Source organism: Mycobacterium sp. P4_H6, assembly GCF_056400845.1.
Window position 1 is genome coordinate 14,611 of sequence record NZ_JBFUKN010000081.1, and the last position, 15,390, is coordinate 30,000.

14 protein-coding genes are annotated in these 15,390 nt (G+C 66.6%); 5 read left to right on the forward strand and 9 right to left on the reverse strand.

Annotated features, from left to right (window positions below):
- Nucleotides 1-35 precede the first annotated feature (35 nt).
- The 5 genes from AC1DTF_RS25490 to AC1DTF_RS25510 all read left to right on the forward strand — a co-directional run bounded on the left by AC1DTF_RS25490 (nt 36) and on the right by AC1DTF_RS25510 (nt 7,121).
- Nucleotides 36-1,223 (forward strand): amidohydrolase family protein, encoded by a 1,188-nt coding sequence (locus tag AC1DTF_RS25490; protein WP_477476091.1) that lies wholly within the window; start codon nt 36-38, stop codon nt 1,221-1,223.
- Nucleotides 1,220-2,488 carry a M24 family metallopeptidase gene (locus tag AC1DTF_RS25495; protein ID WP_477476092.1) on the forward strand — a complete coding sequence of 423 codons (1,269 nt, stop codon included), beginning with the start codon at nt 1,220-1,222 and terminating at the stop codon, nt 2,486-2,488. The genes AC1DTF_RS25490 and AC1DTF_RS25495 overlap by 4 nt, the downstream gene beginning before the upstream one ends.
- Nucleotides 2,478-3,614, forward strand: a complete 1,137-nt coding sequence (locus AC1DTF_RS25500) for a M24 family metallopeptidase (RefSeq protein WP_477476093.1) — start codon at nt 2,478-2,480, stop codon at nt 3,612-3,614. Before AC1DTF_RS25495 ends, AC1DTF_RS25500 begins: the two co-directional genes overlap by 11 nt.
- A 34-nt stretch (nt 3,615-3,648) precedes the next feature.
- Nucleotides 3,649-4,608, forward strand: a complete 960-nt coding sequence (locus AC1DTF_RS25505; RefSeq protein WP_477476094.1) for an enoyl-CoA hydratase/isomerase family protein — start codon at nt 3,649-3,651, stop codon at nt 4,606-4,608.
- A gap of 74 nt (nt 4,609-4,682) precedes the next feature.
- Nucleotides 4,683-7,121, forward strand: coding sequence for a CaiB/BaiF CoA transferase family protein (locus AC1DTF_RS25510; RefSeq protein ID WP_477476095.1), 2,439 nt, complete (start codon nt 4,683-4,685; stop codon nt 7,119-7,121).
- On the opposite strand, the gene AC1DTF_RS25515 is transcribed toward AC1DTF_RS25510, so the two are convergent.
- From AC1DTF_RS25515 to AC1DTF_RS25555, 9 genes are all read right to left on the reverse strand, one after another.
- On the reverse strand, nt 7,118-8,389 hold the full coding sequence (locus tag AC1DTF_RS25515) for a hypothetical protein (RefSeq protein ID WP_477476096.1): 1,272 nt from the start codon (nt 8,387-8,389) through the stop codon (nt 7,118-7,120). The genes AC1DTF_RS25510 and AC1DTF_RS25515 overlap by 4 nt on opposite strands.
- Entirely contained in the window at nt 8,386-9,363 is a 978-nt protein-coding gene (locus tag AC1DTF_RS25520; protein WP_477476097.1) for an NAD-dependent epimerase/dehydratase family protein, read from the reverse strand. Before AC1DTF_RS25520 ends, AC1DTF_RS25515 begins: the two co-directional genes overlap by 4 nt.
- On the reverse strand, nt 9,360-10,430 hold the full coding sequence (locus AC1DTF_RS25525) for an NAD-dependent epimerase/dehydratase family protein (protein ID WP_477476098.1): 1,071 nt from the start codon (nt 10,428-10,430) through the stop codon (nt 9,360-9,362). The genes AC1DTF_RS25520 and AC1DTF_RS25525 overlap by 4 nt, the downstream gene beginning before the upstream one ends.
- A 3-nt stretch (nt 10,431-10,433) precedes the next feature.
- Nucleotides 10,434-11,279 carry a mycofactocin-coupled SDR family oxidoreductase gene (locus AC1DTF_RS25530; RefSeq protein ID WP_057167278.1) on the reverse strand — a complete coding sequence of 282 codons (846 nt, stop codon included), beginning with the start codon at nt 11,277-11,279 and terminating at the stop codon, nt 10,434-10,436.
- A gap of 298 nt (nt 11,280-11,577) precedes the next feature.
- Nucleotides 11,578-12,297 (reverse strand): TetR/AcrR family transcriptional regulator, encoded by a 720-nt coding sequence (locus AC1DTF_RS25535; protein ID WP_477476099.1) that lies wholly within the window; start codon nt 12,295-12,297, stop codon nt 11,578-11,580.
- Nucleotides 12,298-12,496: 199 nt separating this feature from the next.
- Nucleotides 12,497-13,297: an acyl-CoA dehydrogenase family protein gene (locus AC1DTF_RS25540; RefSeq protein WP_477476100.1), complete on the reverse strand. Its 801-nt coding sequence runs from the start codon at nt 13,295-13,297 to the stop codon at nt 12,497-12,499.
- A gap of 2 nt (nt 13,298-13,299) precedes the next feature.
- Nucleotides 13,300-14,421 carry an acyl-CoA dehydrogenase family protein gene (locus AC1DTF_RS25545; protein WP_477476101.1) on the reverse strand — a complete coding sequence of 374 codons (1,122 nt, stop codon included), beginning with the start codon at nt 14,419-14,421 and terminating at the stop codon, nt 13,300-13,302.
- Nucleotides 14,422-14,482: 61 nt separating this feature from the next.
- Nucleotides 14,483-14,911 carry a nuclear transport factor 2 family protein gene (locus AC1DTF_RS25550; protein WP_477476102.1) on the reverse strand — a complete coding sequence of 143 codons (429 nt, stop codon included), beginning with the start codon at nt 14,909-14,911 and terminating at the stop codon, nt 14,483-14,485.
- Nucleotides 14,901-15,390, reverse strand: a 490-nt coding sequence (locus AC1DTF_RS25555; protein ID WP_477476103.1) for an amidohydrolase family protein, incomplete at its 5' end; no start/stop codon positions are given. The genes AC1DTF_RS25555 and AC1DTF_RS25550, both read right to left, overlap by 11 nt.

Genomic DNA, 15,390 nt, shown 5'->3' on the forward strand with positions numbered 1-15,390 from the left:
CGAACTCCCTTCCCACAGCCCCATTGGAGACGGACATGACCACCGCAACACCCAAATCGCCGAGTCTCTACCCACCCGAAGGTTTCGGCGCACCCAAAGACCGGCACGGCCACGCCTCGACGGACAGCCTTGCCGGGCTCCCGGTAGGCACCGAGATCTTCTCGGCCGACAACCACATCTCGGTCGCCGACGACATCTTCTACGAGCGCTTCCCCGAGGAGCTCAAGGGTGCCGCGCCGCGCATCTGGTACGAGGACGGCGCCTACATGGTCGGCATGAAGGGCAAGGCCTGGACGGGCGGCGACTTCGGCCGGGTCCTCATGCAATACGACGATCTGGCCGGTGCCGCGTCGAACAACATCGAGGCCCGCATCCGAGAGCTCAAGGAAGACGGCATCGACAAGGAACTCGCGTTCCCGAATGCCGTCCTCGCCCTTTTCCACTACCCGGATAAGTCGTTGCGTGAGCGGGTTTTCCGGATCTACAACGAGCACATCGCCGACCTGCAGGAGCGCTCCAATGGGCACTTCTACGGCGTCGGATTGATCAATTGGTGGGACCCCAAGGGCACCCGCAGTACGATCGCCGAGCTGAAGGCGCTGGGGCTCAAGACCTTCCTGCTGCCGCTGAATCCGGGCAAGGATGACGACGGCAACATCTACGACTACGGCGGCGCCGCGCTGGACGCGGTGTGGGACGAGATCGAGGACGCCGGCCTGCCGGTCAGCCACCATATCGGCGAGACGCCCCCCAAGACGCCGTGTGAGAACAACAGCGTCGTCGTCGGGATGATGGTCAACGTCGACTCGTTCCGTGAGCAGTTCGCCAAGTACCTGTTCTCCGGCATCCTGGACCGCCACCCCAAGCTCAAGATCGGCTGGTTCGAGGGCGGTATCGCCTGGGTGCCGACGGCGCTGCAGGACGGCGAGCACATGCTGGCGTCCTACCGGCACATGTTCAATCACGAACTGCAGCACGAGATCCGGCACTACTGGGACAACCACATGAGTGCGTCGTTCATGGTGGATCCGCTGGGGCTGCGGCTGATCGACGAGATCGGCGTGGACAACGTGATGTGGTCCAGCGACTACCCGCACAACGAGTCCACGTTCGGCTACTCCGAGAAATCGCTGGCCACCGTCATCGAGGCGGTCGGCCCGGAGAACGCCACCAAGATCGTCTCGACCAACATCCAGAAGTTCCTGGGCCTGGCACCGGCATGACGACCTCGACTCGTTCCGGCGTGACCCAGATCGCCCGGACCGGATTGAGCTGGCTCGACGTTCCCGACGAGCCCGACCTCACCCGGATGCGCCGCGAGGTCTCGGCGCGGCTGCAGGCCGCGATGGCCGAGCAGGGCATTGATGCCCTGGTGCTGCTGGGCAACAGCAACGTCATGTATGCCACCGGAATCAGCTGGCCGTTGGCCGACGCCGGGCTGTCCCACATCGAGCGGCCGGTGGCGGTCGTGATCGCCGGCGACGTGCACCCGCATCTGTTCCTGCCGTTCCGCGAGGGTTCCGTGAGCGAATCCGGGCTGCCCGACGACCACCTGAAGGGCCCGGTCTACCTCGAATTCGACGAGGGCGTCGAGCAGTTCGCCGGCATCCTGGCCGGGCTGTTGCCGACCGATGCCACCGTCGGTGTCGACGAGCTGACCGGATCGATGCGCAGGGCCGGTAATCGGCTGTTTCCCCGACCCCCGGTCGATGCCGCTCCGGTGGTCGGCGCGGCCAAACTGGTCAAGACCATCGACCAGATCTCGTGCCTGCGCCGGGCGACGCAGATCACCGAGCAGGCCGTCTCCGAGATCCAGAAGTCACTGTCACCCGGGGTACGCCAGATCGACCTGTCTGCCGAATTCGTCCGTCGCACTTTCGAGCTCGGCGCCACCACCAACATGTTCGACTCCATCTGGCAGGTGATGCCGGCCTCGAAGGCCGAAGGCACCTGGACCACCACCGGCGATCTGGCGCTCCCGCTGCTGACCACCGAACGTGAGGTCGCCCGCGGCGATGTGCTGTGGACCGACGTGTCGATTGCCTATCACGGCTACTGTTCGGACCACGGGCGCACCTGGATCGTCGGCGAGGATCCCACGCCGCGCCAGCAGCAGCAGTTCGACAAGTGGCGCCAGATCGTCGACGCGGTGCTCTCGGTGACCAAGGCCGGTGCCAGCTGCGGTGACCTCGGGCGTGCGGCAACAGAGGCCGCCGGTGGGCAGAAACCGTGGCTGCCGCACTTCTACCTGGGCCACGGCATCGGCACCAGCGCCGCCGAGATGCCGATGATCGGAACCGATCTCGGACAGCAGTGGGATGACAACTTCGTGTTCCCGGCCGGCATGTTGCTGGTGTTCGAACCAGTGGTGTGGGAGGACGGGACCGGCGGTTACCGCGGGGAGGAGATCGTGGTGGTCACCGAGGACGGCTGGATGCCGCTGACCGCTTACCCCTACGACCCCTTCGAGGTGTCCGGTGGGAACTGAGATCGAGGCCGACGGCCGGGCGCTGCGGGTCAGCCGCAGGGAGCGTGCCATAGCCCAGATGGAAGCCCATGACCTGGACATCCTGGTGCTGGGACGGCAGGCCAATGTCCGCTACATCTCCGGTGCGCCCCAATTGTGGGTGGTGGGAACCAGACCGTTCGGGCCGATCTGCTCGTACGTCCGCGAGACCGGTGAGATCCATCTGAACAGCACCTGGGATGAGGGCATCCCCGAGGAGATCCCGCACGAGAATCTCTACGGTTTCGCCTGGAACCCGATGACTCTGGTCGCCATCATGCAGAAGATGAAGGGTGCCGACACCGCGCGGCGGGTCGGGACCGACGCGCTGACACCGATGTTCGCCAAGCTGCTGCCGATGGTGTTCCCGAACGCCGAACTGGTCGACGCCGAGCCGGCGATGCGGGCCGCCCGGCGGGTCAAGACCCCCGAGGAGCTCACCGCCCTGCGCCGTGCGCTGACCGTCGCCGAGCAGGGGCTGGCCAAAGGGGCGGCCGAGCTGAACCCTGGCACGACCGAACAGCACCTCGCCGGGGTGATCCTCGAAGGCGAGGCCGCCGGAGGGGTGAGCACACCGGCGACCCAGGATGCCGCGTGGGTGACCTCGAAGGAGCATCCGTGGCGGCGCGACCGTGTCGACGGCCGGGTGCGCGAGGGTGATCTGGTGGCGCTGTCCGCCGGGGTGCTCGCCGACGGCTATGTCGGTGAGGTGGCCCGCACCTACTATGTCGGCGAACCGACCGACGCGGCGCGCTCGCTGTACCGCCGACGAGATGAGCTGTGGGACAGACTGATCGATGCCTGCCGGCCGGGGAACACGACCAGCGCCCTGCTGGCGGCCTACGAGCAGGCCGGTGAACGACTGCCGGCCATGCCGGTGGCGCATGGCCTCGGTCTGGGGTTCGATCCGCCCGTCGTGACGCCCCATCTGCGGGCCACCGCCGAACACGACGTGCTGGAGGACGGCGTGGTTCTCGCGCTGACCGCATACGTCTGGGAGGAGGGCGTCGGGGCCGTGTTCACCCGGGACGCCGTCGTCATCGGCGCCGACGGACCTCGGGTGCTGACCCGCACGCCGTCCGGTGCCGCCGTCCCGGCCCTGAGTTGAACCCCATCCATCACTGCTGCAGAGGAGCCCGCTGATGGCGGATCGTCCGTCCCCCGAAGAGATCATCCGCTACGAGAAGGATCCGAAGACCAAGATCGCGACCATCACGTTCGACCGGCCGGAGTTCCTCAACGCGCCGACATCGATGGCACGGTTGCGCTATGCCGACATCCTGCGGGCGGCCAACACCGACAACGATGTGAAGGTGGTGATCATCCGCGGTGTGGGCGACAACCTCGGCAGCGGTGCGGATCTGCCGGAATTCATGGAGGGCAACGACAATCCGGCGGCCCGGCTGGCCGAACTGCGGCTGGAGGACGACGGGGTCGGTGAGGTCACCTACCCGCCCAAGGGGACGTTCCGCAACGGGGCGACCATCAGCTCGTGGTACGCCAACTCGCAGGCCGGCAACCGCGCGCTCCAGGATTTCAAGAAGATCAGCATCGTCGAGGCCAAGGGCTATTGCTACGGCTGGCACTTCTACCAGTGCGCCGATGCCGATCTGGTGATCTCCAGCGACGACGCGCTGTTCGGTCACCCGTCGTTCCGCTATCACGGCTGGGGCCCGCGGATGTGGACCTGGGTGCAGATGATGGGCTTGCGCAAGTTCCAGGAGATGGTGTTCACCGGGCGTCCGTTCACCGCCGCGGAGATGTATGACTGCAACTTCCTGAACAAGGTGGTGGCCCGCGATCAGCTGGAAGCCGAGACGCAGAAGTACGCACAGGCCTGTACCCGGAACCGTCCGGTGGACACCGTGTTTCAGCAGAAGATGTTCTTCGAGATCTTCAAACAGCATCAGGGCGAGTACATGGGCAGCCTGCTGAGCGCCTTTTTCGAGTCGATGGGCAACGGCGTCGCCAACGACAGCGAGGACGACCTGGACATGTTCGAGTCGATCGACTCCGGCTTGTCGGCCGCCGTCAACGACAACGACAGCAAGTTCCCGCCGGACTTCCGGCTGTCCAAGAAGAACCGGAGCAAGCCCGAATAGCGCCGAAACTGTATTCCGGAAGGGAAACGTCGAGTGCTGGCCTGCTGGAATACAGTTTCGGCGAAAGAATGGATATGACTGCACCACTGACTGGTTACACCGTCATCGACCTGTCCACGGGTATCGCCGGTGCGTACTGCACCAGGATCCTGGCCGACGGCGGCGCCGACGTCATCAAGGTGGAATCACCGGAGGGCGACCCACTCCGGCGCTGGTCGGCCTCGGGCGCCACCATCCCCGCCGGGGACAGCGGTGCGCTGTTCAAGTTCCTGGCCGGTGCCAAGCGGAGCGTGGTGGTCCACCCGGCCACCGGCACGACCTTGCTGGACCGGTTGCTGGCCACCGCCGATGCGGTGGTGTGGTCGCCGGGATCTGCTGTTGCCGAACTGATCTCACCGCAGGATCTGCATCGGCGGCACCCGCATCTGATCGTCACCGCCGTCACGTCGTTCGGGCTGGACGGTCCGTGGCATGACCGGCCGGCCACCGAGTTCACCCTGCAGGCCTGGTCCGGTGGGGCGATCGGCATCGGGCGCGGCTCCCAGGACCGGGCGCCCGCGCACGTCGGTGGCCGGGTCGGGGAGTGGGTGACGGGCGCCTACGCCGCGGCGATGACCCAGGCGTTCCGGGTTCGTGCCCTGCGTGACGGCTACGGAGAGCTGATCGACCTCTCCGCGCTGGAGGCCCAGATCCTCTGCCTCACCTACTATCCGGTGACCTATTTCGAGATGCTCGGCCATCCGTGGCGCACCGAGCGCCGGCCCACCGTGCCCGGTGTTGCCGAGGCCGCCGACGGGCTGGTGGCGCTGGGTTGCGGGACGGCCCAGCAGTGGCACGACCTGTGCGCCATGTCCGGCCACGACGAGTGGATCGACGAGAACACCACCCTGACCATCACCGAGCAGGCCAACCTGCACGCCGAGGAGCTGTACGCCTGGGTGCGCGAACAGCAGGCCGATGAGCTCCGGGATCTGGCCACGGCGTTCCGAATCCCGAATGCACCGGTGGGCAGTGGTGCGAACGTCACCGAGATGGATCATTTCGTGCAACGCGGTGCCTTCGTGGAGCACCCGGGCGGGCAGTTCGTGCAGCCCGCGCATCCGTACCGGCTCGGCGGCGTCGAGCTGCGTCCGCCGGCGGAGGCACCCGCGCTGGGTCAGCACACCGATGAGGTGGCCGCCCTGGACCTGCCGCCGCACCCCGGCCCGGACGGCGAGCTGGACCGGAACCGGTTGCCGCTGAGCGGACTCCGCATCCTGGACATGACCACCTTCTGGGCGGGACCGTCGTGCACCCATGTGCTCGGCATGCTCGGCGCCGAGGTCATCCATCTGGAGTCCACGGCGCGCCCGGACGGTACCCGGTTGATCGCGGGCATCCCCGCCAGCGAGGACCAGTGGTGGGAGCGCTCACCGATCTTCTCCGCACTCAACACCAACAAGAAGGGCCTGACCCTCGACTTCCAGACCGAGGAGGGCCGGGATCTGCTGCGACGGCTGATCGCCACCTGCGATGTGGTGGTGGAGAACTTCACCCCGCGGGTGATCGATCAGATCGGCCTCGACTTCGAGACGGTGCGCACGCTGCGCGACGGTGTGATCATGCTGCGAATGCCCGGATTCGGGCTGGACGGCCCGTGGCGCGACAACCCGGCGTTCGCCTACATCATCGAGGACGCGTCGGGCCTGAGCTGGCTCACCGGCTACCCCGACCGCACCCCGTTCGAGCCCTATTCGGTCGGTGACCCGAATGCCGGTGTGCACGCCCTGAATGCGCTGCTGCTGGCCCTGGAGCACCGCCGCCGGACCGGCGAGGCGGTTCTGGTCGAGGCGGCCATGGTGGACGCGGCGCTCAATATCGCCGCCGAGCAGGTGATCGAACATTCCGCGTACGGCGCGCTGTTGCAGCGCGACGGTAACCGGGGCCCCACGGCCGCGCCGCAGAATCTCTACCGCAGCGCCGATATCGACGAATTCGACCGTGCCGACAGCTGGGTCGCCGTCGCGGTCGAGACCGACGCGCAGTGGCGCGCGCTAGGTGACGCGCTGGGCCGACCGGCCTGGGCGATGGCCGACGAGTTGTCGACCGCCGCCGGCCGCCGCGCACACCACGATCGGATCGACGAGGAGCTGGCGGCCTGGTGCGAGGCCCGGGCCGGAGACGAGATCATCGAAACACTCTGGCCGGCCGGTGTTCCGGTGGCCAAGGTGATGCAGCCGCACCGACAGACCGAACTGGCGCAGCTGCGGCACCGGCGCTTCTTCGAGCACGTCGGGCATCCGGTGAACATCGCCGCACCGCACAGCACGCTGCCGGTGTCGGTGTCGCACGGCCCGGACTTCTTCCATCGGGAGCCGGCGCCGCTGCTCGGTGAGCACAATCATGAACTGCTCACCCAGCTCGGCCTGACCGGCGAGGAGATCGACGAGCTGGAGGAGCAGGGCGTGATCGGCACCGAGCTCGGTGTCAGGCGAAGCGACGGGGAGAAAATCGGGCGCAAGGCCGCTCGTTAGGGCAGCCGGGCGAGCAGCGCGCCGAAATCCTCGGCCTCCCATAGGTACAGCATGTTGTTGAGCATCAGCAGTGGTGCCCGCACCGATTCGTCGCCGCTGATGCGCGGGTCGTGGCGGTCGGCGATCTCGGCGAGGTCGGGGACCGCCGCGGCCAGAAATCCCGGGGTGTCGAGCAGCCAGGCCACCCCCATCGCCGCGGCGTAGAGCATCAGCTGGGTCCGCAGGATCACCGGATCGAGGTCCGGTCCGCCCGCGCCGGCGTACTCGGTGGCAAAGTGCGTCAGCAGGTGGTCGAGGTATTTCTCCCACATTTCGGTCTCGGCGCTGCACAATGAACCCCACAGTGCCATCGCGACGTTCATGATGCTGACGCAGCCCCAGTCCATCAGGCCGTTGCGCAGTGCCCCCTCGGTGGTGCGCCAGAACCACGCGTTGTCCACATTGGCGTTCCAGTGGCACAGGGCGATGTGATCGCCGGTCCCGTGCAGCCACGCCATGATGGCGTCCTCGGCGGCCGCGATCCGCTCCACATCGGCCAGCATGCGGTCGGTGAACGCGGCCGTCGGTGCGGACATCAGCCCTGGGTGCGCGGAACCGAATGCGGTCAGTGCACGGACGCGCTCGATGCGGTCCGCTGTCGAGTGGCGGACCCGTTTTCCGACGGTCACCTTGTCGGCGTCGTATCGGAACTGCTCAGCCACCGTCACGGGCAGCCGGCCGGACCGGTGCACCCCGGCCAGGCGTGCGACCGAGCCGAGCAGGGCCTCATAGTGTTCGAGCGCGTTCGGCATGGTGTAGTCGAGACATTTGTCGTAATGCGGTTCGACTGAGTCGGTTCCGTACGCGATGCGTTCGGTGACCAGGATCCCGGTGCAGGATTCGCGGTGATAGTCGGCGAAGACGCACGCGGGCACCGCGACGGGGAGATCGGTGCGCACCGACAGCGCCGCAAAGCCCACCTCCAGCTCCATCTGTGATTTTCCGCGGTCACGGCGCGGGTTGTCGAGATCGCGGGAGAACTTCACGAAGAGTTCGGTGCGCAATCCCGGCTGAGGCCGCTCGTACTCGACGTCGAGCAGTGCTTTGCGGCCCGTGCTGCCGCCGCCGCATTCCTCGAATCTGAGTACCCGACTGACCTTGTTGTCGGCAGCGAGAATGCCGAACCGGCGTATTGCCGTCGTCAGGAATTCGGGCCCCGCCGCGCGCAGGGTGGCCGGGTCGGCCGGAATCGCCAGTCCGGTCGTATCGCCGGTCACCCAGCCGGTCATGGACGTCGGTCGGCGAAGAATCGGACCGCGCGGCGGATCGAATCCTCCACAGGTTCAGGCTGCCAGCCCAATTCGCGTACCGCCTTGGAATGATCGAGGCGGCCCATGTTCTCCACGATCCGCATACCCACGGTCGCGAATTTGAGGTCTCGGCGCAGCAGGCCGGCCGCGACATCGTTGAGACGGGCGCCGGCGTACAGCACCGGCAGCGGGATGCCGATCTTCGGGACGCGCACACCGGCGGCCTCGGCAGCGATCCGGTGGACGTCCTGGGAGCTCATGAAGCGATCGGAGATGATGTAGCGCTCACCGGGGCGACCACGCTCGGCGGCCAGCAGCATGGCGCGGGCGGCGTCCTCGATCCCCACCACCTCCAGCGAGTAGCCGAAGTAGACCGGCAGGCGGCCGGCCCCGACCATGGCCAACGCCTCACCGTGCGGGGTGGGTTGCCAGTCACCGGGGCCGTAGGTGGTGGACACGCACAGCGCGACGGCGGGCAGACCGCGGTCACGCGCGTAGCTCAGCACCAGAGCTTCAGCGGCCCTGCGTGATTCGATATAGGGTCCGCCGCCGTCCCAGTCGGCCACATCGTTCTCGGTGATCGGTCGCTCTCCGGCCGCGGCCAGGGTGCCCACCGTGCTGGTGAAGACGAACTTGCCGATGCCGACCGCCAGTGCGGCGTCGAGGACGTGGCGTAGCCCGTCGACATTGGTGGAGAACAGGGCAGCCGGGTCGCGTAACCACATCCTGGCATCGACGACGCAGTAGTAGACGGCATCGCAGCCCGTCATCGCCTCGCGCAGGACCTCGTCATCGAACAGACCGCCGTAGCGGCGGTCCACCTCGAGATCGTCGATGCCGCGGGTGTCGCTGGACCGCCGCAGCAGCACCCGGACGTTCTCGCCACGCTGGACGAGCTGGCGGGTCACGTGGGACCCGAGGAAGCCACTGGCCCCCATCACCAGCGCCGTCATGCCCGTGCGGCGTCCAGTCCGGTGTCGCCCAGCCGTGCGCTGAGCACACGCCACGGATCGGCGTATATGCCCGGCGATGTGCGGTAGGCGCCTTGCCTTTTCACGAACAACCGGGCCAGCGGCGCGATCAGCCGGGACGGGTGGCGTTTCCAGCCGCTTTGGGCGCTGATCTCGGCGAGCATGTCCGGCCAGGTGTGGTGCTGGAACTGCAGCGCCTCCTGGGCGCGGGTGGTGTCCATCCAGTCGGTGATGAACCAGTCGTCGTCACTGTCCGGATTGCCGGGCCGTCCGGGCGGGATCACTCCGGGCAGCCCGCGCGCGGCGGCCAGGGACGGGCCGACATCACCCTGGAGCATGCGGTGCGACGCGTCGCCGGCAATGAGGAGGATCTCTCCGGCGACATCGGCGGTGGTGGCCGCGGCGAAAGCGCTTGCCACATCGCGGACATCGACCATGTGGATCCGGTTGTCGACCGGCAGCGCACTCTCGAAGTACAGCGCGTCGAGGGTGAACGGCAGGGCACTCAAGTCGGTGCTCATCACGCCGCCGAGTCGCAGCACCACCCATTCCAGGCTGGATCCCCGCACGTAGGTTTCGGATTCCAGTTTGTGTCCGCCGTACAATTCGGTGGGCCGCGGGGGTGTCTCGGCGGTGACGGGGTCCGGGTTGCGGTGCGGATTGCGGGATCCGTAGACGGCATTACTGGACGCCTGGACGAATCGCGGTGGCTTCGGTGCGGCCGCCGCGGTGTCGACGAGTGTCTTCGTCGCGTCCACGTTGACCTTGCGGGCCAGACCGGGGTTGCGGTAGATCGGCGGCGGAATGACGGCGGCCAGGTGCACGATGGCATCCGGCGCGACGTCGGCGATCAGGCTCTGTACGTCCGGTGTCGAGGTCAGGTCGGCCCAGCGCGCTTCCACACCGCTCGGAAGCGCTTGAGCCTTAACCTTATTCGCATCGTTTCCCAGGTCGGTGGCCACCACCCGGTGGCCGGCGGCGGCCAGCGCGCGCACTGTCGCCGACCCGACGAGACCGAACGCCCCGGTGACCAGGACGGTGTCGGTCATCGGTTACTTCAGGCAGCTACCGGCGTCGACCGGCAGCGTGACACCGGTGATGTAACGCGCCTCGTCGGAGGCCAGAAACAGCACCGCATTGCTGATGTCCACGGCGTTGACCCACGGGATCGGCAGCGTGTGGAACATCTGGCAGATCGGCGCCATATCGTCGGGGCCCGGGTTTTCCAGGTCCGGCCGGAACATCTTGAAGGTGCCTTCGTTGTGCAGCATGTCGGTGTTGACGTGGGTGGGATGCACGGTGTTGGCGCGGATGTTGTGATGGCCGAGTTCGACGGCGAAACCGCGCATCAGGCCCACCACACCGTGCTTGGCAGACACGTAGTTGCCGCAGTGTGGGTAGGCCTTCAGTCCGCCGACCGAGCTGGTCAGGATGATGGAGCCGCCTCGGCCGCCGTTGATGATATGCGGCACAGCGGCTTTCACCGACTTCCACACACCGGACAGGTTGATGTCGATCATCTCGTCCCAGTCGAGCTCACTGGTCTCGTGCAGGGGGTCGCCACCGTTGCCGATGCCGGCGTTGGCCACCACGATGTCCAGCCGTCCGAGCTGCTCCACACCGCTGTCGACGGCCGCCTTGAGTGCAGCGGCGTCACGGACGTCGACCTCGGCGGTGACGATGCGGCGATTGAGGCCCTTCACCAGGTTGGCGGTCTCGGCGAGATCGTCGGGGGTGGAGGCCGGAATGGCGGTCTCGACGCCGGGCCGGATCGGTCCGGCGATATCGATCGCGATGATGTCGGCGCCCTCTTCGGCCAGCCGAACGGCGTGGCTGCGGCCCTGCCCGCGTGCCGCACCGGTGACGAATGCGACTTTGCCTTCTACCCGCCCTGCCATGTGGTCCTCAATTCCTCGGAGTACTTTTTGTGCACTTGCTCAGCACTCTTTCACCGGGTGGCACCTGTGTCAATGACAGACTCAAATCGGGATATTTGTACTCTTCGCTTAGAAGAATTGGGTTCTCGACACGGAGCGTCGCGCAGAATCCGGTGCCGGGAGAGCGGGCCGGGCGGCGGGGTGTCCTTGTGTCGGAGCGCACCGAAGGGTCGGATCGATGCGGGCGCTCGCAGCGGGGCGCGATAAGAACCACCGGCGTCGTGCCGGGGCGGGAGGCGCACCCGCGAGAACGGGATTCTCAGTCTTCGGTGGTGAAGCCGTGGGCGACGAAGTCCCACACTTCCTGCGCCGAGATCGGCTTGACGGCGACGTCCTCGCTACCGCTGGACTGTGCGACGAACATCACGGTCTGCATCGTCATCGCGGCCATCCGGCGCGGATTGAGGCCGGGTCGCAACTGACCCGCTTCGGCGGCTTCCTCCATGAGTTCGGTGAGCAGCACCACCAGTGGGGCGTGCGCCACCTTGACCTCGGAAGGGTGCGACACCAGCAGTCGGGGGGCGAAGTCGGTGAACAGCGGACGCTTCGCCGTCGGGTCGGGCCGGGAGGATTCGAAGAGGAGCTCGATGGCGACCTTGAGCCGCTCGATCGGATCGGTATGGCTGGCGACGGCAGCCCGGATCTGGTCCGCGGATCGGCTGAGTGCGTCTTCAAAGAGTGCGAGCAGCAACTCGTGTTTACCGTCGAACTGCAGGTAGAAGCTGCGCAGTGACTGGCGGGAGCGGTCGACGACCTCTTGCACGGTGAAGTCCGTGCTGCCCTTCTCGATGATGATCGACTGGGCGGCATCCAGGAATCGCTGAACCCGCTGAGCGGCCCGCAGTTTGGCGGTTTTGATCGAGCGCTCGACCGCGCGCTGCTTCCAGGCAGGTTCTTCGCTTGCGGTGGTCACCGGCGCCTCAGCTGCGTGCCGACTGGGAAGGACATGAATGGACTGTACCGGAGAATGCCTGGGCATTGCCGTGCTCCACCCCCTCGCGACGTACGTGTCGGAGACTCTAGCTTCCTCATGGCGAGAATACTATTCTCATTTTCGTCTTTTCAGAAGACCTACCGGAAAACCGGCTTTCCCTGAATGAGGGCGTGCCGAAACTACGGCGATTGCCGGAAAACAGCCTTCAACCAGCAATGACCGTAGTTTCGTCGGTGAATTCGCGTTACAGCTGCGCGAGTCGGGGCGCCGAGCCGCGGGCTCGCAATCCCGCACCCGCTTTCTTGGTGAGTTCGCGTGAACTGCCCAGCAGTCCGTCGAGCACCAGCGCCCGCTTCACGTGGTGCTGCAACTCGTGCTCCTCGGTGAAGCCGATACCGCCGAGGACCTGCTGGCAATGCTTGGCCGCAGTCAGCGCGGCCCTGCCCGCGGCGGCCTTGGCCAGCAGGGCGAGCAGGTCGGGGTTGTCCGCGCTCGGCAGGGTCAGTGTCGCCTCGGCGCCCTCGATGGCCACCAAGGTGTCGGCCAGTCGATGCCGCACTGCCTGAAATGATGCGATCGGCTTTCCGAACTGAACGCGGTCCAGCGCGTGTTGGCGCGCCAGTGTGAGCATCGCCCGGGCTGATCCGATCAGCCACCAGCTGACCGCGCGGCGGGCCTCGGTCACCCGGATCGGGTAACCGTCCTCCTCGCGGCGCAGTGGGAGCCCGCCCATCGTCGGCTCGTCGCTGACCGCACTGATGCGGTCCCACACCACCCAGCCGTTACCCGCGTAAGGGATCGGCAGTTCCACGGTGTCGCCGATGGTGTTGCCGGTGGCATGCAGGACGACATCGACGAGAACCGAGGCGTGCGAACCCGTTTCGCCGAGCAGCCGGAACACCAGCGGGATCGCCAGGTCCGGCGCGTCGGCCAGCATCTCGGCCCAGCCGAGTTCGGTCAGCGCCGCGTCCAGATCCGGACCCGACGCCGACAGCATGGTCTTGCGCAAGGATGCCTCAAGCATCTCGAGTGACTCGCGATCCATCGTCACTCCTTCCCGAGATCGAGCAGGCGGCGGGCAATGATGTTGCGTTGCACTTCGGCGGTGCCCCCGTAGATGGTGGCCGACCGTGAGTACAGGTATTCGGTGCGCCACTCGGTGTCATCGAGTTCGATGACACCGGGCAGCAGGTCGTGCACGGTGTCGTAGAGGCGCTGCTCGGCGGTCGCGAGCAGCACCTTGTCGATCGAGGTGTCCGGACCGAGCTTCTCGCCCTCGCCCAGCCGGTGCTGGGTGGCACGGGACCGGCACCGCAGGGTGTGCAGGGCCAGGTACGCCTCGCCCATATCCGCGTCGATGTCCTTCGGGCTGGACTGCCCGATCTCCTTCAGATCATTGATCAGCGCGTCGAAACGTGAGTAGAGGTAGGCGATGCGCTGCCAGAAGCAGGTGGATCGCTCGTAGGGCAACAGGTCCATGGCGAGCTGCCAGCCGTCACCGGGCTTGCCCAGCATGCGGCTCGCGTCGACGACGACATCATCGAAGTAGACCTCGCAGAACTCGTCGACGCCGTGCATGGTGCGCAACGGACGCACGCTGATCCCCGGCGTGTCCATGTCGATGAAGAACGCGGTGATGCCTGCGTGCCCCTCGCCGGTGCGGGTGAGCAGGATGCAGCGGTGCGAGAACTGCGCGAAACTCGTCCACACCTTCTGGCCGTTGATGACCCACTGGTCACCCTTCTGCACGGCCTTGGTGGTCAGTGACGCCAGATCGCTGCCCGACCCGGGTTCGGAGAATCCCTGGCACCACTGCTCCTCGCCGGACAGCAGCTTGGGCACCATCTCGGCGGCGAGTTCCGGTGTGGCGTAGTCGATCATGGTGGGTGCCAGCACCTCGAGCATCGAGTAGGGGCCGGGCTCGGCAAGCCGGCGGCCCACGATCTCCTCGCCGACAAGCGCCCGCAGGATGGCCGGACCCCCGAGGCCGCCGGCGTGTTCGGGCCAGCCGTACCGGCTCCAGCCGCCGTCGTACAGTGCCTTCTGCACCCGGGCGAACTGGCGCATGTGGCCTTCGAGCGAATGGTCTTCCGGTGGCGTCAGGTCATGCTCGGCGAGCCATTCCTGAAGCGCCGTGCGAAATCTCGCCGGATCGTAGAGCTCGCTCATGCCGCCGCCTCGCAGGCTCGGCTGCGCCATTGCAGATTTGTGATTCGCGCGCTGCGCTCGCTCATGCCGTGGGCCGTCCGATGGCATGCGGCTTGCCGTGGTCATGATCACCGTTGCGCCGGATGAAGGTCATGGCACGCGTGCGCAGCCGCCAGCCGTCCCCGGTGCGCACATAGGTGTCCCGGTAGTACCCGATCCGCATGTCATGAGCGGAGTGCTCGATGAAGCACAGCGGCTGGGTGCCGGTGGCGTCGTCGCTGCCCTCGACGAGATCGACCAGTGCGGTGCCCGTCATGAACAATCCCTTGGGGGCGGCGTCGACCAGGACCGGAAATCGTTCCAGCGCATAGGTTTCACCGAAGGCACTGTAGGTGCCGTCGGGAGTGAAGACGCTGACCAGGCCCTCGATGTCACCCTGGGTGATGGTGACCGCGTATTTGGCCAGCAGCTGCTGGATTTCCACCAGGTCGTCAGTTCGGCTAGGAGCCATCGGCGTACTCATTCTTGTAGACCTTACCGCCCTTCATTACAAATGTGACATTCCGTGTAACGGTGATGTCCTCGAGGGGGTTGCCGGGCACCGCGATGATATCGGCCAGCAACCCTTCGGCCAGCCGTCCCCGGTCGGTGGAGTTGATCAAGTCGGCGGCGATGATGGTCGCCGACCGCAGCACCGCGGCGGGGGGCATGCCCCATTCCACCAGGGTGACCAGTTCGTCGGCGTTCTTCCCGTGCGGGATGGCCGGGGCATCGGTGCCGACGGCGATCTTGACGCCGGCCTCATACGCCGCCTTGATCGACGTCTCCGCTTTCGGAAACATGATGGCAGCCTTGTCCTGCAGGACTTTTGGCGCCTTGGAGACGTCCATGGCCTGGGCCAGCCGGCGGGTGGTCACCAGGAAGCGGTCATTGTCGACCAGCGCCTGAATGGCCTCGTCGTCCATCAGGAAGCCGTGCTCGATGCAGTCG